The 24,294-nt window shown below is 72.5% G+C and carries 25 protein-coding genes; 5 read left to right on the top strand and 20 right to left on the bottom strand.

What is annotated here, in order from left to right; all coding sequences use genetic code 11:
- Positions 1-61 precede the first annotated feature (61 nt).
- The 11 genes from AB0J72_RS35105 to AB0J72_RS35055 all read right to left on the bottom strand — a co-directional run bounded on the left by AB0J72_RS35105 (position 62) and on the right by AB0J72_RS35055 (position 11,996).
- On the bottom strand, positions 62-1,735 hold the full coding sequence (locus AB0J72_RS35105) for an ABC transporter substrate-binding protein (protein WP_363406350.1): 1,674 nt from the start codon (positions 1,733-1,735) through the stop codon (positions 62-64).
- Positions 1,736-1,916: 181 nt separating this feature from the next.
- Entirely contained in the window at positions 1,917-2,918 is a 1,002-nt protein-coding gene (locus AB0J72_RS35100; RefSeq protein ID WP_363406347.1) for a LacI family DNA-binding transcriptional regulator, read from the bottom strand.
- 234 nt (positions 2,919-3,152) lie between these two features.
- Positions 3,153-4,787 (bottom strand): protein kinase, encoded by a 1,635-nt coding sequence (locus tag AB0J72_RS35095; protein WP_363406344.1) that lies wholly within the window; start codon positions 4,785-4,787, stop codon positions 3,153-3,155.
- Positions 4,788-4,824: 37 nt separating this feature from the next.
- Positions 4,825-5,580, bottom strand: coding sequence for a polyphosphate--glucose phosphotransferase (ppgK, locus tag AB0J72_RS35090; RefSeq protein WP_363406341.1), 756 nt, complete (start codon positions 5,578-5,580; stop codon positions 4,825-4,827).
- A gap of 77 nt (positions 5,581-5,657) precedes the next feature.
- A complete protein-coding gene (locus AB0J72_RS35085) occupies positions 5,658-5,918 on the bottom strand; it encodes a Prokaryotic metallothionein (protein WP_363406338.1) in 261 nt (86 codons plus the stop codon).
- A 60-nt stretch (positions 5,919-5,978) separates the two neighbouring features.
- Positions 5,979-7,541: a fused response regulator/phosphatase gene (locus AB0J72_RS35080; protein WP_363406335.1), complete on the bottom strand. Its 1,563-nt coding sequence runs from the start codon at positions 7,539-7,541 to the stop codon at positions 5,979-5,981.
- Between the two features lie 85 nt (positions 7,542-7,626).
- On the bottom strand, positions 7,627-9,318 hold the full coding sequence (locus tag AB0J72_RS35075) for an ATP-binding protein (protein WP_363406332.1): 1,692 nt from the start codon (positions 9,316-9,318) through the stop codon (positions 7,627-7,629).
- Positions 9,315-10,361 (bottom strand): SpoIIE family protein phosphatase, encoded by a 1,047-nt coding sequence (locus tag AB0J72_RS35070; protein WP_363406329.1) that lies wholly within the window; start codon positions 10,359-10,361, stop codon positions 9,315-9,317. The genes AB0J72_RS35075 and AB0J72_RS35070 overlap by 4 nt, the downstream gene beginning before the upstream one ends.
- The gene (locus AB0J72_RS35065) at positions 10,349-10,759 is read right to left on the bottom strand and encodes an ATP-binding protein (protein WP_363406326.1); all 411 of its coding nucleotides are present in this window, start codon (positions 10,757-10,759) and stop codon (positions 10,349-10,351) included. The genes AB0J72_RS35070 and AB0J72_RS35065 overlap by 13 nt, the downstream gene beginning before the upstream one ends.
- Positions 10,756-11,163, bottom strand: a complete 408-nt coding sequence (locus tag AB0J72_RS35060) for an STAS domain-containing protein (protein WP_363406323.1) — start codon at positions 11,161-11,163, stop codon at positions 10,756-10,758. The genes AB0J72_RS35065 and AB0J72_RS35060 overlap by 4 nt, the downstream gene beginning before the upstream one ends.
- Positions 11,163-11,996 carry an STAS domain-containing protein gene (locus tag AB0J72_RS35055; RefSeq protein WP_363406369.1) on the bottom strand — a complete coding sequence of 278 codons (834 nt, stop codon included), beginning with the start codon at positions 11,994-11,996 and terminating at the stop codon, positions 11,163-11,165. The genes AB0J72_RS35060 and AB0J72_RS35055 overlap by 1 nt, the downstream gene beginning before the upstream one ends.
- A gap of 167 nt (positions 11,997-12,163) precedes the next feature.
- On the opposite strand from AB0J72_RS35055, the gene AB0J72_RS35050 reads away from it, so the two are divergent.
- Positions 12,164-12,442 (top strand): DUF6582 domain-containing protein, encoded by a 279-nt coding sequence (locus AB0J72_RS35050; RefSeq protein ID WP_363406320.1) that lies wholly within the window; start codon positions 12,164-12,166, stop codon positions 12,440-12,442.
- A gap of 56 nt (positions 12,443-12,498) precedes the next feature.
- On the opposite strand, the gene AB0J72_RS35045 is transcribed toward AB0J72_RS35050, so the two are convergent.
- Together AB0J72_RS35045 and AB0J72_RS35040 are read right to left on the bottom strand one after the other, a co-directional pair.
- Positions 12,499-13,485 carry a malate dehydrogenase gene (locus AB0J72_RS35045; RefSeq protein ID WP_363406317.1) on the bottom strand — a complete coding sequence of 329 codons (987 nt, stop codon included), beginning with the start codon at positions 13,483-13,485 and terminating at the stop codon, positions 12,499-12,501.
- A gap of 69 nt (positions 13,486-13,554) precedes the next feature.
- A complete protein-coding gene (locus AB0J72_RS35040; protein WP_363406315.1) occupies positions 13,555-14,346 on the bottom strand; it encodes a methyltransferase domain-containing protein in 792 nt (263 codons plus the stop codon).
- Between the two features lie 41 nt (positions 14,347-14,387).
- Between AB0J72_RS35040 and AB0J72_RS35035 the strand changes: the two genes are divergently transcribed.
- On the top strand, positions 14,388-14,636 hold the full coding sequence (locus tag AB0J72_RS35035; protein ID WP_363406312.1) for a hypothetical protein: 249 nt from the start codon (positions 14,388-14,390) through the stop codon (positions 14,634-14,636).
- A 133-nt stretch (positions 14,637-14,769) separates the two neighbouring features.
- On the opposite strand, the gene AB0J72_RS35030 is transcribed toward AB0J72_RS35035, so the two are convergent.
- The 5 genes from AB0J72_RS35030 to AB0J72_RS35010 form a co-directional block, all read right to left on the bottom strand.
- Positions 14,770-15,159 (bottom strand): hypothetical protein, encoded by a 390-nt coding sequence (locus AB0J72_RS35030; RefSeq protein WP_363406309.1) that lies wholly within the window; start codon positions 15,157-15,159, stop codon positions 14,770-14,772.
- A 66-nt stretch (positions 15,160-15,225) separates the two neighbouring features.
- Positions 15,226-15,687 (bottom strand): SMI1/KNR4 family protein, encoded by a 462-nt coding sequence (locus tag AB0J72_RS35025; RefSeq protein WP_363406307.1) that lies wholly within the window; start codon positions 15,685-15,687, stop codon positions 15,226-15,228.
- A 55-nt stretch (positions 15,688-15,742) separates the two neighbouring features.
- The gene (gene nth / locus AB0J72_RS35020) at positions 15,743-16,681 is read right to left on the bottom strand and encodes an endonuclease III (RefSeq protein ID WP_363406304.1); all 939 of its coding nucleotides are present in this window, start codon (positions 16,679-16,681) and stop codon (positions 15,743-15,745) included.
- Between the two features lie 71 nt (positions 16,682-16,752).
- Positions 16,753-18,339 carry a methyl-accepting chemotaxis protein gene (locus AB0J72_RS35015; protein ID WP_363406302.1) on the bottom strand — a complete coding sequence of 529 codons (1,587 nt, stop codon included), beginning with the start codon at positions 18,337-18,339 and terminating at the stop codon, positions 16,753-16,755.
- A 93-nt stretch (positions 18,340-18,432) separates the two neighbouring features.
- Positions 18,433-19,005, bottom strand: coding sequence for a TetR/AcrR family transcriptional regulator (locus AB0J72_RS35010; protein WP_363406299.1), 573 nt, complete (start codon positions 19,003-19,005; stop codon positions 18,433-18,435).
- Between the two features lie 55 nt (positions 19,006-19,060).
- Between AB0J72_RS35010 and AB0J72_RS35005 the strand changes: the two genes are divergently transcribed.
- The 3 genes from AB0J72_RS35005 to AB0J72_RS34995 all read left to right on the top strand — a co-directional run bounded on the left by AB0J72_RS35005 (position 19,061) and on the right by AB0J72_RS34995 (position 23,078).
- Positions 19,061-20,266, top strand: coding sequence for an FAD-dependent monooxygenase (locus AB0J72_RS35005; RefSeq protein ID WP_363406296.1), 1,206 nt, complete (start codon positions 19,061-19,063; stop codon positions 20,264-20,266).
- 46 nt (positions 20,267-20,312) lie between these two features.
- A complete protein-coding gene (lon, locus tag AB0J72_RS35000; RefSeq protein ID WP_363406293.1) occupies positions 20,313-22,619 on the top strand; it encodes an endopeptidase La in 2,307 nt (768 codons plus the stop codon).
- A gap of 93 nt (positions 22,620-22,712) precedes the next feature.
- The gene (locus tag AB0J72_RS34995) at positions 22,713-23,078 is read left to right on the top strand and encodes a hypothetical protein (protein WP_363406290.1); all 366 of its coding nucleotides are present in this window, start codon (positions 22,713-22,715) and stop codon (positions 23,076-23,078) included.
- 29 nt (positions 23,079-23,107) lie between these two features.
- Here AB0J72_RS34995 and AB0J72_RS34990 read toward each other — a convergent pair whose 3' ends face one another.
- Together AB0J72_RS34990 and AB0J72_RS34985 are read right to left on the bottom strand one after the other, a co-directional pair.
- On the bottom strand, positions 23,108-23,857 hold the full coding sequence (locus AB0J72_RS34990) for a protein phosphatase 2C domain-containing protein (protein WP_363406287.1): 750 nt from the start codon (positions 23,855-23,857) through the stop codon (positions 23,108-23,110).
- A 121-nt stretch (positions 23,858-23,978) separates the two neighbouring features.
- On the bottom strand, positions 23,979-24,269 hold the full coding sequence (locus tag AB0J72_RS34985; RefSeq protein WP_344499104.1) for a hypothetical protein: 291 nt from the start codon (positions 24,267-24,269) through the stop codon (positions 23,979-23,981).
- Positions 24,270-24,294 lie beyond the last annotated feature (25 nt).

The raw sequence follows: 24,294 nt of genomic DNA, 5'->3' as shown, positions 1-24,294 counted from the left end.
GGGGGGCCCCCCGGGGGGGCCCGGGGGGCCAACCCGGGGCCCCCCCGTCACTAGCGACCGGTCAGGAGGCCGGCTTGAGGTGCAGGATCACGTCGAGCGCGTTCGCCTGGGTGGGCTGGGCGGCGCCGTAGGGGTTGGCGTCGTCCGGCCAGCCGGTCCACTGCTTCGTGGAGTAGGCCCCACCGACATTGTCGGCGCCGACGGGGATCATCGGCATGTGCTCGACGAAGATCTTCTGGAGCTTGTTCATCGCGTCGACACGGACCGAGTCCTCGGTCGCCGACTGGTAGTCGCGCAGCGCCTTGGTGGCCTCGGGGTTGTTGAAGCGCCCGAAGTTACCGGCGGGGCTGGCGGTGCCGATCGGCTTGAGCAGGTCGCCGTCCATGATCGTCTGGTAGATGTCGTACGGCGTGTTACCGCCGTTGGTCCACCGGAAGCCCGCGTCGAACTGACCGGCCTCGACGTTCTTGAACCACGCGTCCTGGTTGGCCTTCTCGACCGTGGCCTCGATGCCGATCTTCTGAAGGTTGGCCTTCACGATCTCCAGCGAGGTCTGGTAGTCCGACCACCCGGCCGGGTCGGTCAGCGTCAGGGTGACGGCCTTGCCCGTCTTGTCCTTCAGCGTGGTGCCCTCGTACTTGTAGCCGTTGGCGGTGAGGAGCGCCTTGGCACCCTCGATGTCGATCTTGTAGTCCTTGCCCTTGAACTCCGGCGCGAGGAACGCGTCGCCGGCGGGGCTGGGCAGACCGGTCACGCTCTTCACCAGCGGGTGGAAGTAGCCGGCCTCGGCCGTGTTGAAGATGTCGTCACGGTCGATGACCATGCTCATGGCCACGCGCAGGTTCTTGTCGTCGAACGGCGCCTTGGTGGTGTTGATGTACAGGCCGTGGATGCCGAGGACCGGCGGGGCCCAGATCTTGTGGTGCGCGGCGTCCTTGTCGATGAAGACCGTCTTCACATTGGGGATGAAGACGAAGCTCCACTCCGACTCACCGTTGGCGAGCGCGGTGGTCTGCGCGTTGTTGTCGGTGTAGGAGGTGTACCGCAGCTCCTTGACCTGCGGCAGCGCCTGCCAGTAGCCCTTGTCGCGGACCGTCAGCGTGGCGGTCTGCGGGGTGAACGACTTCAGCGTGTACGGGCCGGAGCCGATCGGGTTCTTGGCGAGCTCCGCCTTCGGGTCCGAGACCTTCTCCCAGATGTGCTTGGGGACGATCGGGACCTGGGCGATGGCCTTGTGCTGGCTGACGAACTGCGGGTTCTTGAACGTGATGGTCACGTCCGCGCCGCTGGCCGAGGCGTCGGAGATGGTGAGACCACCGGTGTTGAGCGCCTCGTTGTCACGCAGCATCTTGTACGTGAACGCGACGTCCTCGGCGGTGACCTTCTGGCCGTCGGACCAGGTGGCGTTGTCACGGATGGTGGCCTTGACCGAGGTGTAGTCCTTCGACCACTCCGCCTTGGTGGCGAGCCACGGCTTCATCGGGTCGGCCGGCTTGACCGGGTTCCACATCATCAGCGGCTCGTAGAGCGCCCAGCGGTAGCCCGACTTGGACGCCGCGGACGTGCTGAGGAACGGGTTCTGGTTCTCGGTCTGCGGGCCGTTCGGCATGCCGACGTTGAGGACCGTCGGGCCCTTCTTCGCGTTGTCGGCGTTCGGCGAGTCGCCACACGCAGCGAGAGCGCCGGTGGCGAGCAACCCGGCGAGGCCGAGCACAACGGAGCGTCTGGTATGCACGGGGGTGTCTCCTTACGTACCTGGATCGACAGGTGGGGCGGGCATTCGGGGTATGACGACGGGGCCTTCTTGCGGCAGGTCCCGCCCTTTGGTGCGGTATCGGTGGTGCGTCGTGCCGGGTGGTGCTGGTGGTGCGGGTTGGTGCGGGTTGGTGCGGGGATGGTGCGGTGGAGCGCTCGGGCTACGCCGGCAAGGTCGAGGACCGCACGACGAGCGTGGTGGACAGGATGTTGGGCTCACTCGTCAACGGCGTGCCGTCGAAGTGTGCGATGAGCCGCCGGGCCGCCATCTCGCCCATCTGCCGCATCGGCTGGCGGATGGTCGTGAGTGGTGGCTCGGTGTGCGCGGCGTGGACGATGTCGTCGAAGCCCACGAGGGCGACATCCTCCGGCACCGCGCGGCCCGCTTGGCGCAGCCCCTGGAGGGCGCCCGCCGCGGACAGGTCGTTGTGGGCGAAGACCGAGTCGAACTCCAGCCCCAGGCCCAGCGCCCGCCGGATCGCCTGGGAGCCGCAGTCGTAGGTGAAGTCGCCCTCCATCACGAAACGCGGGTCGACCGGGTGACCGGCGGCCGCGAACACGTCCGCGAAGCCACCGAGCCGGTCCTGTGTGCAGCCGAACTTCTCGGATCCGGTGATGACGAGGGGGCGCCGCCGGCCGATCTCGACCAGATGCCGGGCGGCCAGGGCCCCGCCGGCCCGGTTGGTGGTCCCCACCGACGGCATGAGCGGCTTGTCGCCGCGGTCGTCGATGAGCACCACCGGCAGGCCGCCGGCATACAGGTCGGCGAGGTAGTCCAGGGTGCCCTCCGGCTCGATCGCCAGCAGGCCGTCGAAGGCCTTGCCGGAGACCTGCGCCGAGAACTGGCGCATCGACTCGGCGCCACGGTTGCACGTGAAGAGCAGCAACCCGTAACCCTCCGCTTCGACGACGTCAACAGCTCCCTGCACGATCTCGCCCATCCACGGCCAGATCAGCGAAGGCACCAACATCCCGATGACCCTGGTGTGGCCCCGGGCGAGGTTGACCGCCCGCGCGCTGGGCGTGTAACCCAGCTCGTCGATGACCCTCCGCACCCGTGCCGCGGTCGACTCGTCGACCTCGCCTTTGCCGTTGAGCACCCGCGAGACGGTGGTCTTGCTGACCCCGGCCCGTGAGGCAACATCGGCGATGGTGATCGGCACGCCGCGATCCTCTCTGTGAGAGCGCTTTCTGGCAAGAGAGCGTTTTCTGGAACCGGTTCCGCAACCGGTTCCGGCACACTAAATCCGATTGCGGACTGTGGTGTCAATAACACGGTGGTAACGAAACGTAACGCCTGGGAAAAGCTTGCCAACGCGTCGGACGGTGGTGTTTGCTCACAGCACGCCGACGCGCCCGCCGTCGCGGTGACGCGCGGGCACGCTCCTGAAAGCGCTCTACCGACCGGGGAGGTGGATGACGGTGCCGTCGCTGAGCGGTTGCTGCTTGACCACCAGGACGTCGAACCGGAGCCCCTTGGGCACGTCGAAGACGAGCGTGCCGGTGACCGGTTTGCCGGCTCTGATTTCCCCGTAAAGCGGTCGGGTTTCGGCGTTGTAGAGCCACGACCAGTCGTCGGCCTTGTGGTCGTTGCCGTCGGTGTCGCGCAGCCGCTGCGAGCCCTGATAGATGCGGGTGCTGCCGGTGCCGAGGTTCTCGACCCGCACCTCGACCAGGCAGAACTCGCCCACGGCGTCCTTGACGATCGGCCACTCGCCGATGCGTTTCACGCCGCACTCGAAGCCGGTGACGGTGAAGCGGACGCCGCCGTCGGTGCCGACCGGGCTCGGCTTCTTCGACGGCGCCTTGCTCGCCGGCGCGGCGGTGCTGGGGCCCGCGTTCGCGTCGCCGCCCTTGCCCGAGCCGATCGAGCCGGCGAGGTCGAACACGCCCCACAGGCAGCCGAGCACGATCAGCACCGCGACGACGGCGGCCACCGCCCTGCCGGTGCGGCGCGGCGGGCGGCGGGGCGGCGGAGGCACCGGCGGCAGCGGCGGGTGCCCGCGACCGGGGTCCGCATACTGGGACGACACCGGAGCACCGAAGGCGGGGTCGAGCATCGTCGGGCTGACGGGCACCGGCGAGACGGGCATCGCATGCACCGCGGTCGGCGACACCGGGATGACCGGCGCCGCGCCGGGCGCGAACCGGCCCGTCGGCGGCCGGGGCGGCGCGGCGCCGCGGACCCTTGCGGTGGGGCCGGCCGTGGGATGGGCCGTGGGCCGGGTCCTGGGGTCGGCGCGCGGCGACGTCACGTGCACCGCCGCCGGGTCGTCGTCGCCGACCAGCGCGAGCAGCAGCTGGCGGGCCGTCGGCCGGGCCGCCGGGTCGGGCCGCAGCGCCCGGGCCACGATCTCGGCGATGCCGGGCGCCAGCCCGTCCGGGACGGCACCCGCCGGCATCACGCCCGTGCCCGCCCACGCGACGAGGACGCCCCACGCGTACACGTCGGAGGCCTGGCTGGGCGGGGCGCCGCGCTCCTGCTCGGGCGCCAGCCACCCCGGCGTGCCGAACAGCTGCCCGACGGGCCCGTCGTGGCCGTGCGGGCGGGCGACGCCGAAGTCGATGACCTTCGGGCCGAACGGTGACAGCAGCACGTTGCGCGGGCTCAGGTCGGCGTGCACGAGCCCGACGGCGTGGATCGCGGTCAGCGCCGCGGCCACCCCGACCGCGACCGCCTCGACCTGACCGCCGAGCGGCCCGTTGACGGTCGCGTAGTCGTGCAGGGACGGCCCGGACACGTACTCGGTCACCAGGTGCGGCACCGGGCCGTCCAGGGCCACGTCGAGGACCCGCGCGGTGCAGAACCCGGCGACCCGCGACGCGGCGGCGGCCTCGGCCGCGAACCGCTGCAGGAACTGCGGGTCGCCGTGCCAGACGGGGTTGACGACCTTCAGCGCGACCCGGCGGTCGCCGGGGCCGGCGGCGAGGTAGACGGTGCCCATGCCGCCGACGCCGAGCACGCCGAGCAGCCGGTAGGACCCGACGGTCGCCGGGTCCTCGGCACGCAACGGCGCGGGCATGTCCCCCATGCGACCCATCGTGCCCTATCAGCGCACGCGCGTGCGCTCAGTGCGCCCGTCTGGATGCCAGGAGCGCCGCGCCGACGATGCCGGCGTTGTTCTGCAGGGTCGCCGGGACGACCTTCGTGGGCACCGAGACGTGGTGCAGCCACTTGTCCGTCTTCTTGCTCACGCCGCCGCCGATGATGATCAGGTCCGGCCACAGCAGCGCGTGCAGGTGGCGCAGGTAGACCTGGACCCGCTCGGCCCAGTCCTGCCAGCCGAGGCCCTCGACCTCGCGGATGCGGTCCGAGGCGTAGTCCTCGGCGTCGCCGCCGTGCAGGTGCAGCCCGCTCATCTGCAGGTGGCCGAACTCGGTGTTGGGCACCAGCTTCCCGTCGATGAACAGGGCGCTGCCGATGCCGGTGCCGAGGGTGACCATCACGACCAGGCCGTCGACGCCCTTGCCGGCGCCGTACTCGATCTCGGCCACCCCGGCCGCGTCCGCGTCGTTGAGGACCGTCACCGGCCGCCCCAACCTGTCGCTGAACAGCTGCTCCGCCGGCGCGTCGACCCACGACGCGTCGACGTTCGCGGCGGTCTTCGTCACCCCGTGCTGCACGACGGCGGGAAACGTGATCCCGACGCTGCTCGCCGGCGGGAACTGCGCGACGACCGCCGCGACCGTGTCGACGACGGCGGCGATGTCCGCCGGCTGCGGGGTCTCGATGCGGTGCCGGTCGGCGGTGAACTCGCCGGTTGCCAGGTCGACCGGCGCTCCCTTGATGCCCGAACCGCCGATGTCGATACCCAGGACCACCACAGCTGCTCCTCCGCGACGTGTGCCTCAACCAATGCCCTGCTGCTCCAAGAGCCAATCATGCAGGGCACCGGCAAGGCTCACCCGGGGTACGCCCCCACCGTGTCCCGGATCTCCAGGCCGAGCGCCTGGTCGGCGGTGCGGGCGCAGTGCGCGCTGCAGTAGAAGCTGCCGGACACCTCGGCGCCGTGGCCGACGATCTTCGTGCCGCAGTGCTCGCAGACCGGCGCCAGCCGGTGGATCGCGCACTCGAAGGAGTCGAAGACGTGCACGCCGCCGCCGACCGTCCGGACCTCGAAGCTCATGTGGTAGTCGTTGCCGCAGGTCTCACAGACCGCCATGATGTTGCCCCCCATTCGTTTCACGCAGCGTGTTCGGTCGGTGGGCACCACGCAACCGGTTCAGCCGAAATCCACCCTGCGGATCACCAGGAGGGCCACGTCGTCGTCCCTGGTCCCCGCGCTCAGGGCGCTCAGCAGCCGGTCGCAGAACTGCTCCAGGTCGTCCTCGACCTCGCCGACGGCGCGGCACAGCGCGTCGAGCCCCTCGTTGAAGGTGTGCCCGCGGACCTCGATCAGCCCGTCGGTCACCAGGATCAGGGTCTCCCCCGGCGCCAGCGTCAGCCGGATCTCGTCCTCGTGCGAGGTCGGCACGCCCAGCAGCGCCACCCGCCCCTCGACGAGGCTGACCCGCCCGTCCCGGACCCGCAGCGGCGGCGGGTGCCCGGCGTTGGTGAGCCGCACCTCCCCGCTGGCCGGATCCATGCTGAGCAGGCACATCGTCGCGATCTCCTCCGGCAGCAGCCGCAGCATCATCCGGTTGAGCCGCTCCATGCTCGGCCCCGGCGACGAGTCCTCCACCAGGTAGGCGCGCAGCGCGTGCCGGACCTCCGCCATGATCGTGGCGGCCCGCAGCGAGTGCCCGGCGACGTCGCCGATCGCCGCGACGAGCCGGCCGTCCACCTGAAGGATCTCGTAGAAGTCGCCGCCGACCGACGCGTGCTCGCTGGCCGGCTGGTACCGCACCGCGAGCTGCACGCCCGGCACCGCGGGCAGCCGCCGGGGCAGCATGCTCTGCTGCAGCGTCAGCGCGGTGCGCCGCTCCTCGTCGTAGCTGCGCAGCGCCTCGACCGCGAGGGCCACCGCCTGGCCGAACTGGCGCAGCAGGTCGGCGTCGTCCTCGCTGAACCCCTCCGCGGGCACGGCGACGTGCACCGGCTCCCGGCCCCGCTTGGCCCGCGCGACGACCCGCCACACCGCGCCCCGCCACCACGGGCCGTCCTCCAGCGGGAACAGCACGATGCCGGCCTGGCCGTCGAGCGGGTCGAGCTCGAACTGGTCGCGCATCGCCGGGCGCAGCACCGGGTCGCCGCCGACGGCGTCGACCTGCACCGCGATCGGCCCGGACTCCTCCGAGGAGGCGGCGACCGCGGCGGGCCCGTCGAACACCCGGGCGGCGCCGGTCGCGGCGGCCAGCAGCAGGTCCGTGAGGCTGGTCGCGGCGTTGAACTCGGTCGTGGTGTCCACCAGCCGCGTCAGCCGGCCGGCGAGACGCTCGGCGCGGCGGCGGGCCCGGTACTCGCGCAGCTTCGCCCGCACGGTGGCGAGCAGCTCGTCCGGGTCGATCGGCTCGGCCAGGTACGCGTCCGCGCCCCGGTTGAGGCCCTGGGTGCGGTCCACCACGTGGACGGCGGTCGCCGAGATGTGGATCACGGGGACGGCGGTGGTCCGCGGGTCCTCCTTGATCCGCTCCGCGACCTCGAACCCGTCGATGTCCGGCAGCCGTACGTCGAGCACCACCAGCTCCGCGTGCAGGCCCTCGGTGTGCAGCAGGTGCAGCGCCTCCGTGCCGGTGGCGGCCTCGGTGACCCGGTGCCCGTCGCGGCGCAGCCAGCTGGTGATGACGTACCGCTTGGAAGGGCTGTCGTCGACAACCAGGATGTCGGCGGCAGCCTCGCCGGTCACGCCGCCGCCTCCGCTACGCTCCGGCGTCGCCGCGACCCGGTACTGCGCCCATGGTGACCGGCTCCTCCGCTGCGCTCCGGCCCGGTCACGTGGTGACCCGGGCGACGACGTCGGCGATCATCCGGCGGGTCAGCGCGGACTTGCCCAGGACCGCGGCGGCGCCCGGGACGTGTCCCACGTCGGCGCCGGTCACCACCACGACCGGTACACCGCTGAGCTCCGGCACGCCGGCCAGCGCGGCGATCAGCTCGCCGCCGTCACCGCCCGGCATCCGCAGGTCCAGGAAGATCAGCGACGGCCGCTCCCGCATCGCGATCGCGAGCGCCGAACGGGCGTCGGCGGCCTCGTGCACGTGCTCGGCGATGCCGGTCAGGTGCTCGCGCAGCGCCTGCCGGGCGGCCGCCTCGTCGTCGACGACGAGCACCGCCCGCACGTGCGGCAGGTCCTGGTCGTCCTCCGGCGCGGGGCGCAGCGGCAGGTCGAGGGTGAACGTGCTGCCCTCCCCCGGCTCGCTGACCATGCTGAGCCCGCCGCCGAGCAGGGTCGCCAGGCGCCGCGCGTAGGGCAGCCCGAGGCCGGTCCCGCCCGCCTGATGGGCGCCCCGCACCTGGTGGAACTCCTCGAAGACGCGGCGCTGCTCGGCGAACGGGATGCCGATGCCCGTGTCGGCGACCGCGATGTGCAGCCGGCCGTCGCGCACGAGCGCGCCCATCGCGACGCTGCCCGCGTCGGTGAACTTCAGCGCGTTGGTGAGCAGGTTGCGCAGGATCTGGGTGAGCAGCACCTCGTCGGTGACCAGCTCCACGGGCTCGGCCGGGTCGGCGACCTCGAACCGCACGCCCGGCTTGGCGAGGGGGCGCAGGGTCCCGCGCAGCTGGCCGAAGACCGCGCTCAGGTCGACCGGCGCCCAGTTGGGCTCGATCCGGTTGGACTCGGCCTTCGCCAGGTCCAGCAGGTCGTTGACGCGCGCGAGCAGGTCCGCGGCGGAGCCCTGGACGAGGTCCAGCTGGTGCGTCTGGTCGGCGGTGAGCGGCTCGGAGCGGGGGTCGAGCAGCAGCCGCGTCAGGCCGATGATGGCGGTCACCGGCGCGCGCAGCTCGTGCGACACGTTGGCCAGGAACCGGCTCTTCGCCTCGTTGGCCTCCCGCAGCTGCGCGGAGCGCTCGTCCAGCTCCGCGTACAGGGCGACGACACCCTGGTTGGTCTGCTCCAGCTCCTCGGACAGCTGCGTGTAGAGCGCCATCACCCCGCGGTTGGTCTCCTCCAGCTCCGCGTTGAGGGTGAGCAGCTCGTCGCGGTGCGCCTGGACCTCCTCCAGGGCGCTCACGAGCTGCCGGTTCTGGACACTGAGCTCGTCCAGCGCGGTGGTGGGCCGGCTGGCGGCCAGCTCCTCCCGCGCCGCGGCCAGCCGCTCCTGGCCGACCTGGGCGGGCAGCCTGCGCATCAGGCTGATCCGGTCCCGTTCCACGTGCACCTCGTCCATCAACCGCCCCGCAGCCGCCGTGCCTTCGGGCGGACTGATCCCGATGCCGTCCGCTTCTACAACGATGACCAGACGGAGCCGTCCGGAAACCTCGGCGGTGAACGTCACCATGGCGCCGATCGCGTGCCGGCCGATCTCGCTGAGCGCGGTCGCGACCCTGACCTGGTCCTGATGCTCCATGCCGAGGGCGGCGGCGACCTCCCGGCCACGCTGGCGCACCACGAACACGTCCTGATCCTCGCGCAGCGTCATGCGCAGCAGCGGCTCCGGCACCGGGGCCGGGGACTCGCTCATGGCCGCACCACGGCCACGCAGGCGTCGTCGCGGCGCACGCCGGCGTCGCGCAGCAGGGTGCCGGCGATGAGCAGCGGGTCCTGGCGGCTCAGGCCCGGGTAGTCACGCAGGGTCCAGCGGTCCGACACGCCGTCGGAGTGCAGGACCACCACCGCCTCCGGCGGCAGGTCGTAGGTGAACTCGCGGACGCCCCGCGACTGGTGCCCGACGATGCCGGGCATGCTGACCATGCCGCGGCGCTCCCCGTTGGGCGAGGCGACCACACCCGCCACGTTGCCCAGGCCGGCGAAGCGGACCGTGCCACCCTCGGCGCCGGCCTCGACGCGGGCCACCGACACGGCCGCGCCGCGGGTGTGCGAGACGAGCCGGTGCAGGCGCTCCACGATCGCCGCCGGCGCGTCCAGGTCACCGCCGAGGAACGCGTCGACGGCGGCGTTCGCGGCCGTCGCGGCGAGGGCGCCGTGCCCGAGACCGTCGGCGACGAGCACGAGCAGCGCGCCGCCGCGCACCAGCGCCGCCCAGCGGTCGCCGCACACCGACTCACCCGTGATCGGCCGGGTCAGGCCGGCGACGACCGGCACCCCGACGTCGCGGCGGTCGGGCCACAGCTGCGCGGCCAGGACGGTGCCCCGGCCCGGCAGCGAGTAGCCGCCCGAATGGCTCGACAGCCGGCGCACCGCGCCCAGCCCGATCCCGAGGGTGCCGGCGGTGCTCGTACCGTCGGAGCCGCTGAAGACCAGATCCGCCATGCCCGGACCGCTGTCGACGGCCACCAGCTCCACGCCGCCCGTGTCACCGCTGCGCAGGCACCGCACCGACAGCGAGCCCACGTCGGCGTGCCGGTGCAGGTTGCTCGCCAGCTCGGCGGCGACGATCGCCACCTCGCCGGTGCGCTCGTCGCTGAAGCCGAGCCGGCGGGCCAGGTCGACGGCGACGCGCCGGGCGACCCCCGCCGCGCCCGCCTCGTCGACCGGGATCCAGCCGAGCTCCTCGACCAGGGGGACCTGGCTGGGGACCTCCGCGGGCCGCATCACCGGGCCCACTTGGTCACCGTGATCCGGGTGCCCTCCCCGGCGGCGGTGACGATGTCGAACTCGTCGACCAGGCGGCGCGAGCCGCTGAGCCCGAGCCCCAGGCCGCTGCCGGTCGTGTAGCCGTCGGTGAAGGCGAGGCCCAGGTCGGCGATGCCCGGCCCGGCGTCGACGAACTCGGCGCGGACGCCGGCCCGCCGCCCGTTGTGCACCTGGCCGACCACGGCGTGCCCGCCGCCGCCGTGGATGAGCGTGTTGCGCGCCAGCTCGCTCGCCGCCGTGACCAGCTTCGTCTGGTCGACGAGCGGCAGCTTCGCGGCGATCGCCATCACCCGGACCGCCTGGCGCACCCGCACCACGTCCTTGTCGTCGGCGATCTGCAGGCGCTGCTCCTCCTGCTCCTGGGTCATACCGGCACGTCGTCGGAGCCGCGGTAGCCCAGCACACCCACGCCGCGGACCTGCTTGGCCTCGGCGAGGATCTCCAGGGCCTTGTCGACGTTGAGCGCGGTGCGGACGCCCCTGAGCGACAGGCCCAGCTCGACCAGGGTGATCGCGACCGCCGGGCGCATGCCGACCACGACCGTCTCGGCGTCCAGGACCCGCGACACCGCCGCGATCGTCGACAGCATCCGGCCGATGAACGAGTCGACGATCTCCAGGGCCGAGATGTCGATCACCACGCCGTGCGCGCCGGTCTCCACGATCCGGTCCGACAGGTCCTCCTGCAGCTGCAGGGCGGTCTGGTCGTCGAGGTCGATCTGGATCGAGACCAGCAGGATCTCGCCGATCTTCAGGACGGGGACGCGGTCCATCACAGCACCTTGTCGCGGCTCGCCCGGCGGACCACCTCGACGCCGCTGGCCCGCAGTGCGTGCAGCAGCGCGTCGGCGAGGTTGGACTTGGTCACGATGTCGCCGAACTCGATGCCCAGGGCCACCACGGTCTGCGCGATCTGGGGCCGGATGCCGGAGATGATGCACTCCGCGCCCATCAGCCGCGCCGCGACGACCGTCTTCAGGATGTGCTGCGCGACCTGCGTGTCGACCGCCGGCACGCCGGTGATGTCGACGATCGCGTAGCCGGATCCGGTGTCGACCAGGGTCTGCAGCAGCTTTTCCATGACCACCTGGGCGCGGGCCGAGTCGAGCGTGCCGACCAGCGGCACCGCGACGACGCCGTCCCACAGCTTCACGACCGGCGTGGAGAGCTCCAGCAACTGCTCGGTCTGGTCGGCGATCACCGACTCCCGGACCTTCGTGTAGGTCTCGAAGGTGAACAGGCCCATGTCGTCGACGAGCAGCGACAGCACGAGGAAGTCGGTCGTCGCCAGCTCACCCGCGCCGGCCTCGCCGGCCTCGCCCAGGTTGAGCACGACCTCCTTGACCGCGAAGACGAGGCTCGCCGTCTCGCTCGGCGAGAAGCCCTGCCGGGCCCACGTCCGGGACAGCTCCGCCAGAGCGGCCCGCGACTCGCCGCTGTCGGCACCCGCGACATCGCCGTCGGCGTCCTGGCCGAGAATCGCCCGCAGCGCGCCGAGCACGTCCCGCACCTGCAGAGTCAGCTCGGCGCTGGTGAGCCGGCCACGCGAGGTGCGGGTGGCGATCTCCGTCCAGTGCCGCACGATCGCTTCCTCGTGCGCCGCCAGGAACGCACTCAGCCGCTGCCGCGCGTCGGCATCCACCTTCACTCGTGATCTCCTTCGACCTCGTCTTCGGACCAGACGGTACCGCCCCGCGCAGCCGACGGCGAACGAGCGGCCGAGATATGCCGGGTCGGTGTGTCGGAACCGCGCCGCCAGGGAACGAGTACGGCATGGACACGACCTGGAGACCCTTCGAGGCACACGGCACCCTGTCCGAGGAGACCCGCGAGCGCCTGCCCGACAGCGTCTACGCGTTCCCTGAGCAGCGCAAACTGCCGCTCACGGACGCCAAGCACGTCCGCAACGCGGTCGCGCGGTTCGACCAGGTCCGCGGCGTCAACGACAAGGACCGCGACCTCGCCTTCGCCAACCTGACGGTGGCGGCGAAGCACTACGAGGTGGAGCTGTCCGAGTCGAGCTGGCACGAGCTCGGCCGCACGCCCCACTGAGACCGCTGGCCCGCTCACCGTGCGGGGTGGGCGGGCCGGCACACTACCTACGGGGCTCAGATCAGGCCCAGGCGCTCCACCGCGGTGCGCTCCTCGGCCAGCTCGGCGACCGACGCGTCGATCCGGGCCCGGGAGAAGTCGTCGATCTCCAGACCCTGCACGATCTCCCACTTGCCGCCCCGCGAGACGACCGGGAACGACGAGATCAGGCCCTCCGGCACGCCGTAGGAGCCGTCGGACGGCAGCGCCACCGACGTCCAGTCACCCTCGGCGGTGCCGTTCACCCAGTCGTACACGTGGTCGATCGCGGCCGACGCGGCCGACGCCGCCGACGACGCCCCGCGCACCTCGATGATCTCGGCGCCGCGCTTGGCCACCCGCGGGATGAACTCGTCGGCGTACCACTGCTGGTCACCGACGGCCTCGGCCGCGTTCCGGCCCGAGACCTCGGCGTGCAGGATGTCCGGGAACTGCGTCGCGGAGTGGTTGCCCCAGATCGTGACCTTGCGGATCTCCGACACCGGCACGCTCAGCTTCTGCGACAGCTGCGCCACGGCCCGGTTGTGGTCCAGGCGGGTCATCGCGGTGAACCGCTCCGCGGGCACGTCCGGCGCGTTGCGCTGGGCGATGAGGGCGTTGGTGTTGGCGGGGTTGCCGACGACCAGGACCCGGATGTCCTCGGCGGCACCGGCGTTGATCGCCTCGCCCTGCGGCTTGAAGATGCCGCCGTTGGCCTCGAGGAGGTCGCCGCGCTCCATGCCCTTCGTGCGGGGCCGGGCACCGACGAGCAGGGCGACGTTGGCGCCGGAGAACGCCTGCTTCGGGTCGTCGAACACGTCCACGCCGGCCAGCAGCGGGAACGCGCCGTCCTGCAGCTCCAGCGCGGTGCCCTCGGCGGCGCGGGCGGCCTGCGGGATCTCCAGCAGGCGCAGCTTGACGCGGGTGTCGGCGCCGAGCAGCTGACCGGACGCGATGCGGAACAGCAGCGCGTAGCCGATCTGGCCGGCGGCACCGGTCACGGTTACGTTCACGGGCTCACTCATCAGAGTTTCTCCTGCGGCAGCGGCGGGTGTGCTTCTCCACACAAACTATCCCCGCCCCCCAACGACCGTTCACCCACTGTCGTTCCGATGTGGCTTGCAGCACTCGATGAGGTAGCGGGTGGAGTGGGCGACGAACGGGCCGTCCGACTGGATCCGCTCGTGCAGGGCGCGCAGCTGGTCGTGGTACGCCGCCACGGTGAAGCCCGGCACGATCCAGATCACCTTCCGGAGGAACACCGCGACGGCGGCGACGTCGAGGAACTCCATCCGCAACTTCACCTCGCGCAGGTCGCGCACCTCGAGGCCGGCGGCGCGCGCGTCGACGGCCGCGGTGTCCGGGTGGCGGCCCTGGCCGACCGGGGTCGGGCCGAGCATCGCCTCGGTGACCTCGTGGGCGGAGCCGACGCCGACGTGCTGGGCGAGGTAGGTGCCGCCGGGGCACAGGACCCTGGCGATCTCCGGCCAGACCGCGACGACCGGGTGCCTGGCGCTGACGAGGTCGAACGTGGCGTCGCCGAACGGCAGCGGGTCGTCGTCGGCGACGTGCGCGACGATGCCGCCGAACGGGGCGAGCGCCCGCGTGGCGAGCTCGACGTTCGGCTCCCAGGACTCGGTCGCCGCCAGCGGCGAGGGGGCCCGCCCGGCCCTCTGGCTGGCTCTGTGCAGCGCCCAGGCGACGACCTCGCCGCCGCCGGTCTGCACGTCCAGGGCGCTGCCGGCGGTGCGGTAGCGGTCCGCGAGCAGCTCCGCGTAGCCCCAGGGCGGCCGCTCCTCGGTGGCCCGGCCTTCGAACCAGGAGAAGTCCCAGCCCTCGACGGGGACGGCGGCACCCTCCTCGAGCAGGGCTTCGAACTCTGACATGGCGTGGTTGCACCTTCCGTTGCCGGGGAATCACTGACAGCATGACGATCATTCCGCAGACGCAGACGTTGTGGCTGGCCACGGCCGCCGACGAGGACATCCAGGCCGGCCGGGTCATCGGCTGGGAGACCGAGCACGCGCAGCCGCTGCCGCTGGTCGCGTGGACCGACGAGACCGGGATGCTGAGCCGGGTGGGCACGCCGGTGAACGCGGTCGTATGGCTCGGCGAGACCCGCGGTGAGGTCATCGAGTCCGCGCATCGCGAGACTCGGCAGCCCGCGTTGCGTTAGCGGCTCTTGTACGCCTGGAGCAGCCCGGGTCGCTCCCGCATCAGCTCGTTGAGCCGGAGGGCGCGCGTCGACATGTGCCAATGCTGCGCCGATCCCGGACGGTGACGCAACCCACTTTGCGTCCCGGGGGTCTTCATAGGTCGGGCGCCCCCGTCTCGGGGTGCTCCGAACCCGCCGCGGAGGTCTGACCGGGTGGCGGGCGATCGTGAGGGCCGGGGGGCTTGACGATCGCCCGCCGCTCGGCCTCCCGCCGGTGCCAGCCTTCGAACGTCTGACGCTTGCGGGCCGCGCGCTCGGCGACGGCGTCCTCGATGCCGTTGGCGGCGGTGAGGTAGCCGATCGCGGCGAGGAGGTCACCGCACTCCTCGATCAGGCGGTCGCGCAGGTCCGTGCCGTCGTAGTGGTCCGGGCGGCCGCCGGTGGCCACCAGCTTGCCGACCACCTGCAGCAGCTCGCCGGCCTCCTCGGTGACCTTCGCCAGCCCCGGCCACACCTCGGCGCCGATGCCGAACGGCTCGGTCACGGCCGCACCCCGCCCGGGCGCCGCCACCGCGACGTCCGGCGCTCACCGCCCGGCGCGCGGCGCCGGTCAGCGCCCGACGCGCAGGCCTTCCGCCGCGACGAACTCGAGGAAATCGTCGGCGGCCGGCTCGACGGCGCCGTCCTCGTGGTACCGGAAGCTGACCGCGTCATCGCAGATGCCGTCGCGGACGACGAACCCCCAGTAGTCGCCGGTGCCGACCGGGGCGACCGCGACGAACCCGGAACCGTGCTCGGCGACGGGCTCGTTGGCGCCGAGCAGCGTCTCCACCCAGCGGCGGCCCTCGTCGGCGGGGAGGAGCTCGACGAAGAGGAAGCGGCCGGCGCCGTACCGCAGCAGGAAGCCGCGGTACTGCTCCGGCAGCCGCACGCCCAGCCGCCGCTGGACCCGGACCAGGTCGGCCTCGGTGGCCCGCCAGTGGTCGAAGACGGCGACGTCACCGTCGCGTTCGAGGGCCGCGTAGCGCCGCAACGCCTGCCGCAGCAGGACGTCGAAGTCGGCGAATCGCATTGCGGCAGTCTGCCACCGGTGGCGGCTCCGACGGCGTCCGGCCCTTCCGCGGCGGTCACTTCAGCAGCGCCCTGGCCTTCTCCGGGTCGAGCTCGCCCTTGCCGGCGAGCCCGGCTGACGGGCACTCCTCGGCGAGCGGGCAGGCGCCGCACGCGGGCTTGCGGGAGTGGCAGGTGCGCCGCCCGTGCAGGATCAGCAGCAGGTTGACCGGCACCCAGTCCTTCTGCTCGAACAGCGCCGCGACGTCGGTCTCGGTCTGCTCCACGTCCTTCTCCGGCCCCCACGCGAGCCGGTGCGCGACCCGGCTGACGTGCGTGTCGACGGAGATCGCCGGCGTGCCGAACGCGTTGCCCAGCACCATGTTGGCCGTCTTGCGGCCCACCCACGGCAGCTCGATCAGCTCGTCGAGGGTCGTCGGCACCTCGCCGTCGTGCCGCTCGACCAGCGTCGCCGCGAGCTTCATGACGATCTGCGTCTTCTTCCGGAAGTACCCGACGGGCTGGAGGATCACCTCCATCTCGGCCGGGTCGGCGGCGGCGAGGTCGGCTGCGGTCGGGTACTTGGCGAACAGCACCGGGGTGACGAGGTTGACCCGCTCGTCGAGCGTCTGCGCGGCGAGGACGGCGGCGACGAGCAGCTGCAGCGGCGACTCGAAGTCCAGCTCCAGCACCGGGTCCGGATACCGGGCGGTGAGCAGCTTGAGGATCCGCCGCGCGCGGCGCGTCTGCTCGAGGTCCGGCCCCGCGGGCGCCGCCGCCTCGGCAACGGCCTCGACCGCCTGCACGGCCTTCTTGACCGCCCCCTTCTTCGCCGCGGCCTTCTTCGCCGGCGGCGCTTCCGTGGTGGTCGCCGTCGCCGCGGTCGCCTTGGCGGCGACCTTCCGAGGCGCGGTCGCCTTCCGAGGCGCGGCCTTCTTGACCGGCGTGGCGTTCACCGCTGCGGCGGCGTCCGTGGGTGCGGTGGCAGCTGTCGTGGTCCTGTTCCGGCTCGGCACGCTGACGAGCCTACGTCGGACGGCCTGCCCGCCGGGGACCGCCGCGCGCAGTCCCGGCGGGAACCTGCCGGTCAGTGTCTGAAGCCGCCCACGATCGCGCGCAGCTCCTCGGACATCGTGGTCAGCTCGGCCGCGGCGGCGCGGGTCGCCTGCGCGCCGTGCATGGTGTTGTCGGCGGCCTGCACGACCTCGCCGATGCCGCCGTTGATGCGGTCCGCGCCGCTCGCGGCGACGCTCAGGTCGGTGGCCATGCTGGTGGTGACCGCGCTCTGCTCCTCGACGGCGGAGGCGATCGTCGTCTGGTACTCGTTGATGCGGCCGATGACCCGGGCGATCTCCGAGATGGACTCGACGGCGCCGGTGGTGTCGGTCTGGATGGCCCGGACGCGCTGGCCGATCTCCTCGGTGGCCTTCGCGGTCTCCTGCGCCAGGTCCTTGACCTCGCCGGCGACGACCGCGAAGCCCTTGCCGGCCTCACCCGCGCGGGCGGCCTCGATGGTGGCGTTGAGGGCCAGGAGGTTGGTCTGCTCGGCGATCGACGTGATGACCTTGATGACGTCGCCGATCTCCGCCGAGGAGGAGCCGAGCCGGATCATGATCTGCTCCGCGGCGGCGGACGCGTCGACCGCCTGGCCGGCGACGGACGCGGCTTCCGACGTACTGACGGCGATCTCCCGGATGGAGGCGTTCATCTCCTCCGCGCCGGAGGCGACGGCCTGCACGCTGCTGGAGACCTCGTGCGACGAGCCGCTGATCTTCGACACCTCGCCCGCGGTCCGCTCGGCGCCGTCGGCGAGGCCGCGGCTGGCCCGCTGCAGGTCGTCGGCGCGGGAGGCGAGCCTGGTGCTGCTGTCGGCGAGCGCGCCCACGGCGGTGCGCATCCGGCCCGTCGCGCGGCCCAGCGCGGCCGCCATCTGGCCCAGCTCGTTGTCGGCGGTGAACTGCGCCTCCTTCGTCAGGTCGCCCTCGCCGACGGCGGTCAGCACGTCGCGGACCTGCAGCAGCGGCCGGAGGATCGCCTGCGCCAGCAGGAGCCCGACGACGACCGCGAGGATCAGGCCGCCGACGAGGACCACGGCGACCAGGATCCGGGCCTGGTCGCGGGCCTCGTTGGCGTCGGCGAGCCGGGCCTGCGCGGCCGAGCGGGAGGCCTCGGCCACCGCGACGAGGTCCTTGACCGCGTCCTCCGCCTTCGGCGTGCCCTGCTGGATGAGCAGCGCCTGCCCCTCGGCGGCCCGGCCGGCCGCGATCAGGCCCTGGCCCTGCTCGAGGATGTCCGTGTACTGGCCCCAGGCCGTGGCGAACCGGTCGATCGCGGCCCGCTGCGCGGTGTCGAGGTCGCGGCCGGCGAACGTCGCCGACGACGACGCGATCCTCGCCGCGGCGGCGTCGCGCTCGCCGGCGAACCTGGTGCGGGCGGCGGGGTCGGTGACCGTGGTCGACACGACGCCGAAGAACCGGAACTGCCAGACCGCCTCGCGCAGGTCGGCGGCGTCGGCGGCGGGGAGCAGCGCCCGGGTGTACATCGCGTCGGCGCTCTTCGCGACCGCCGAGATCTTGTACAGGCCGATCCCGCCGACCGCGGCGGCCACGAGCCCGGCGACGGCCACGGCGATGACGATGTTGTGGCGGACCTTGAGCGAGGCGAACGATGCCACCGGAGGTACCCCTTTGCTCAGCCCTGTCAGCGTTTCGACCGCTCTATCGGTACGGACGGGCGGGAGATGAGCAGTACCCGACAAAGCGGGCGGTCACAGTGAGGTGGCGACCATCCGGAGCGCCTCGGCGAGGTCGTGGCCGGAGGGGGCGTTGGCCGGGTCGATCAGCCACTGGGTCAGCACGCCGCTGATCAGGGCCTGGTAGAACGAGCCGAGCTGGAACGCCTTCTGCGGCTCGGCCGCGGCGTCGACCCCGTGGAACACCGACGCCCACATGCCGCGGGCGTCCCGCATGCCCTCGGAGATCATCGCCCGGATCGCCGGCGCGTGCTCCATCTGCACGAACGCGTCGAACGAGGCCATGAACGCCGGCCGGTGCGCGCCGAGCGAGGCGATGACGCTGTTCCAGTACGCCTCGAAGCGCTCCAGGCCGTGCAGCCCTTCGGCGTCGGTGGCCAGCAGCGCCGTGGCCAGCTGCCTGCCCCAGTCCTCGAGGGCCTTCTCGAGGGCGGCGTTGAGCAGCGCCTCGGTGGAGCCGTAGTGGTAGCCGATCGAGCCGAGGTTGGTGCCGGACGCGGCGACGATGTCACGGGCCGTGGTCCGCCCGTAGCCCTTCTCGTAGATGCAGCGCACGGCGCCGTCGAGGAGGTCCTCGCGATGTCCCATGGTCCAGATCCTAGGGTCTATACAAGCGTATAAGACGAATGTATATTTCCGAGCCATGGACATCCTCATCTCCGGTGCGAGCGTCGCCGGCCCGTCCCTCGCCCTGTGGTTGCACCGCACCGGCCACCGGGTCACGGTCGTGGAGCGCGCCCCCTCGCTGCGCGGCGGCGGCTACGCCGTCGACTTCCGCGGCCGCGTCCACCTCGAGGTCCTGCGGCGGATGGGCCTCCTCGACGCCCTGCGGGCGAAGGCCACGCACATGGGCGACATCGCGATCGTCGACGGCGCCGGCACGGTGAAGGCGGCGATGCCGTCCGCGATCTTCAGCGGCGACCTGGAGGTGCTGCGCGGCGATCTCGGCGAGACGCTGTACACCGCCACCCGCGACGACGTCGAGTACGTCTTCGGCGACTCGATCGCCTCGATCACGCAGGACGCGGACGGCGTCGACGTCACCTTCGAGCGCGGCGCGCCGCGGCGGTTCGACCTGGTCGTCGGCGCCGACGGGGTGAACTCCAAGGTCCGCGAGCTGGTCTTCGGCCCGGTGCCGCAGCACACCCTCGGCGTCTACGGCTGCATCTTCACGATGCCCAACGAGTTCGGCCTGGACCGCGCGGCGCTCATGTACAACGAGCCGCGCCTGACGGTCACGATCGCGGGCGTCACCCCCGACAAGGCCGTCATCTCGCTGTTCTTCACCCTGGACCAGGCGCCGGCCCGCAGCCGCGACGTCGACCAGCAGCGGCGCCTCGTCGCGGACGCGATGCAGGGCGCCGGCTGGCGGGTGCCGCGCCTGCTCGAGGCCATGCGCACCGCGCCCGACTTCTGGTTCGACGGCACCGCGCAGATCCGGATGGACCGCTGGTCACACGGCCGGGTGGCGCTGCTCGGCGACGCCGGCTACGCGGGCGGCCCCGGCGGCAACGGCACCGGCCTCGCGGTCGTCGGCGCCCACGTGCTCGCCGGCGAGCTGGCGACACTGCCCTACGAGCAGGCCTTCGCGGCGTACGAGCGGCGCCTGCGACCCTACGTCGCCACCTGCCAGAAGCAGGCGTCCGGCGGCGCCGACTTCCTCGTCCCGTCCACCGAGCGCAAGATCGCCCAGCGGGACCGCTTCTTCCGCACCATCCGCTACCTGCCGCCGGTGAAGCACCTGTTCAAGCACCTCGCGACGCGGACCGCGACCGCCTTCGACCTCCCCGACTACGGTGTCCTGGGTCACACACGGGACCTTTCAGGGAACAGAGGGAACGCTTTGTAACTTAAGCCTGACACGCTCAACCCCACAGTGATGGCAGGTGTCTGACATGGCTACTCTCCCGGTTCTTCCCCTGACCGACGACGTCCTGCTCCCCGGCATGGTCATCCCCGTGACGCTCGACGCCACCACCCAGGCGGCCGTCGACGCCGCGCGATCCGCCGGCGACAAACGGGTCCTCGCGGTGCCGCGCGTCGACGGCGCGTACGGCTCGTTCGGTGTCGTCGCCGTCCTGGAGAAGGTCGGCCGGCTGCCCAGCGGCGAGCCCGCGGCGGTCGTCCGCGGCCTGTCCCGGGCCCGCATCGGCGCCGGCGTCCCCGGCCCCGGCGCGGCGCTGTGGGTCGAGGCCACCCTGCTCGACGAGCCCGCCCCCGCCGGCAAGGCGAAGGAGCTCGCCCGCGAGTACAAGGCCCTCGTCATCGGCGTGCTCCAGGAGCGCGGCGCCTGGCAGGTCATCGACACCGTCGAGCGCATGACGGACCTGTCCGAGCTCGCCGACTCCGCCGGCTACGCGCCGTGGCTGACCCTGGAGCAGAAGATCCAGCTCCTCGGCGCCCCCGACGTCACCGCCCGCCTGGAGCTGCTCGTCGAGTGGGCCCGCGTGCACGCCGCCGAGCAGCAGGTCAACGAGAAGATCAACCACGACGTCCGCGAGGGCCTGGAGAAGACCCAGCGCGAGTTCCTGCTGCGCCAGCAGCTCGCCGCGATCCGCAAGGAACTCGGCGAGGACGAGCCGTCCGGGTCGGCCGACTACCGGGCCCGGGTCACCGAGGCGACCCTGCCGGACGTCGTCCGCGAGGCGGCGCTGCGCGAGGTCGGCCGGCTGGAACGGGCCAGCGACCAGTCGCCGGAGGCCGGCTGGATCCGCACCTGGCTCGACACCGTGCTCGAGATGCCGTGGGACGTCCGTACCGAGGACAACACCGACCTGGCGCAGGCCCGCGCGATCCTCGACGCGGACCACGCCGGCCTCGCCGACGTGAAGGACCGCATCCTCGAATACCTGGCGGTCCGCAACCGCCGGGCGGCACTGGGCAAGGAGGTCGTCGGCGGCCGCGGCTCCGGCGCCGTCCTCGCCCTCGCCGGCCCTCCCGGGGTCGGCAAGACCAGCCTCGGCGAGTCCGTCGCCCGCGCGCTGGGCCGCAAGTTCGTCCGCGTTTCCCTCGGCGGCGTCCGCGACGAGGCCGAGATCCGCGGCCACCGCCGCACGTACGTCGGGGCGCTGCCGGGCCGGATCGTCCGCGCCCTGCGGGAGGCCGGCTCGATGAACCCGGTCGTGCTCCTCGACGAGGTCGACAAGCTCGCCGTCGGATACGCCGGCGACCCGGCCGCGGCCCTGCTCGAGGTCCTCGACCCGGCGCAGAACCACACCTTCCGCGACCACTACCTCGAGGTCGACCTCGACCTGTCCGACGTGCTGTTCCTGGCCACCGCCAACGTGGTGGACACCATCCCCGGCCCGCTGCTGGACCGCATGGAGCTGGTGACCCTGGACGGCTACACCGAGCAGGAGAAGGTCGCCATCGCCCGCGACCACCTGTGGCCGCGGCAGCTCGACCGGGCGGGCCTGTCCTCCGACGAGGTCACCATCAGCGATCTCGCTCTGGGTGCGATCGCCGGCGAGCACACCCGCGAGGCGGGCGTCCGGCAGCTGGAGCGGGCTCTGGCGAAGGTCCTGCGCAAGGTGGCGGTCGGCTACGACGGCGCGCCGGTGCACGTGGACGACGTGGTCAAGTACCTGGGGCGGCCCCGGTTCACGCCGGAGTCGGCCGAGCGCACCGCCGTCCCCGGCGTCGCGACCGGCCTCGCCGTCACCGGCGCCGGCGGCGACGTGCTCTTCATCGAGGCGACGTCGATGGAGGGCGAGCCCGGCCTCACCCTCACCGGCCAGCTCGGCGACGTGATGAAGGAGTCGGCGCACATCGCACTGTCGTACCTGCGCTCCAACGGCCGGCGCCTCGGCATCGACCCGAACGAGCTCGCCGGCCGCCGCATCCACCTGCACGTCCCGGCGGGCGCGGTGCCGAAGGACGGGCCCAGCGCCGGCATCACGATGGTCACGGCCCTCGCGTCCCTGGCCACCGGCCGGCCGGTCCGGCCCGAGTTCGGGATGACCGGCGAGGTCACCCTGGCCGGCCGGGTCCTGCCGATCGGCGGCGTCAAGCAGAAGCTCCTGGCGGCGCACCGGGCCGGCCTCACCGAGGTCATCATCCCGAAGCGCAACGAGCCCGACCTCGACGACCTGCCGGAGGAGGTGCGGTCGCAGCTGACCGTGCACGCCCTCGCCGACGTCGCCGACGTGCTCGCCCTCGCCCTGCGCCCCGCGGACGTCTCCACCCTGGTCCCGTCCGCCTGACCCCGCTTCCTCATGATCCGGAAGACCTCGTGTACCCAGGGGTGCACGAGGTCTTCCGGATCACGGGGTACGGGATGCGTTAGGTTGGTCGGCGTGGATGATCAGCTGGCGTGCCGCCTGCGTGTCGCGGGAGACGTGTTCGACCTGGCCGGTCCGGCCGGCGCGCTGCGGGACCTCGCCGCCCGCCTGCGTGCCGCGGGCGACGTGCACGAGCAGCGCATCCTCAACGGCGCCTTCGTCCAGCGGCGCACCGGCGGGCCGGTCACGGTCGCGCTGCGGGGCGGTCCCGCCCTCGAGGTCACCGGCTCGGACGAGGCGCTCGCCGCGCTGTGGGACGCCCTCGAGGTCGTCGCCGCGGAGGCGGACGCCACCCCTGACGCGGACGGCCCCGCCCCGCACCGGCACGTCGAGGCGCTCACCGTGACCGCCGAGCGCCCCGCCGCCGAACTGGTGATCTGACCCCACCGCGCCCGTCGGCGCGGGGTGGGTCAGGAGACCTTGACGACGACGGCGGTGGCGTTGTCGCGCCCGCCGGCCTCCAGGGAGGCCGCGACCAGGGCGGACGCCATCACGTCCGGGGGTGCCCCGGAGCTCAGCGTCGCCTCCATGCGCTGGTACGGCACCTGTTCGGCGATGCCGTCGGTACACAGGCAATAGACGTCGCCGGGGAACATCGTGACGCTCAGGACGTCCGGCTCGGGCAGGCCCGGGTGACCGATGAAGCGGTGCAACTGGTAGCGGGCGGCCTCGGCCTGCGGCGAGTCGGCGGGGAACCAGCCGTGCACCGCGCCGAGCCACGCCTCCGTGTGGTCGATGGTGAGGAGCTCGAGGAGGCCGCCGCGCAACCGGTACACCCTGGAGTCGCCGATCTGCGTGACCCACGCCCCGGTGGCGTCGGCGACCAGGGCGGTGAGGGTGCAGCCGGTCAGCTCGCGCAGGGACCTGCCGGCGGCGCGGACCTGGCGCTGGGCGTCGGCGACCGCGGCGAAGAGCGGCGGCGGCGCGAACGGCCCCCGGTGCTCCTGCACGGCGGTCGTGAAGATGTCCACGGCGGTGCGGCCGGCGGTGCGGCTGCCCTCGCCCGCGCCCATGCCGTCGGCGACGACCGCGCACAGCCCCGGCCGGCGCTGCAGCTCGGCGGTGTGCAGCACGTCGAAATTGGCCGGATACCGCCGGCCGATCTCCGTGGCGGTGCCGACCTGCAAGAGGCGCCCCGCGCCTTGGACCTCGATCGTCATCAACGTGAGCGTAACCCGGGCGGACCCCGCAGGTGACCCGGGTTCATGTGCCGTCCACCTCACCGCCCGCCCCGGGACGGAAAGTTGCACCGCGCGGTGTCCGCGCCGTCGCGGACCGTGTCTATCGACGGGACTCGACGCGCCAGGTGCCGTCCTCGAGCCGCTCCCAGCCGTCGACCTCGCCGCCCAACTCGGCGAAGAGCACGACCCGGTCGTAGATCCAGTCGGCGAACTCGTCCTGCTCGTCCTCGTCGAGGCCGGCCCGGATCACCGCGCCGAACGTGATCAGTCCGGTGCCCTCCAGCGGCGACGCGCCCAGGATGCCGATCACCGACAGGTCGTCGGGGGCGATGTCGGTGCGCTCCTCGACCTCCAGGAACCCGCCGTCGGGCATCTCGACCAGAAACGCCATCGCGGGTCAGCGGGTCGCCGCGGCG

This window comes from Dactylosporangium sp. NPDC049742 (assembly GCF_040674675.1).
In the GTDB taxonomy this organism is placed as follows: domain Bacteria; phylum Actinomycetota; class Actinomycetes; order Mycobacteriales; family Micromonosporaceae; genus Dactylosporangium; species Dactylosporangium maewongense.
Note: the sequence above shows the minus strand (reverse complement) of the source record. Positions and strands in the feature narration are given on the sequence as shown.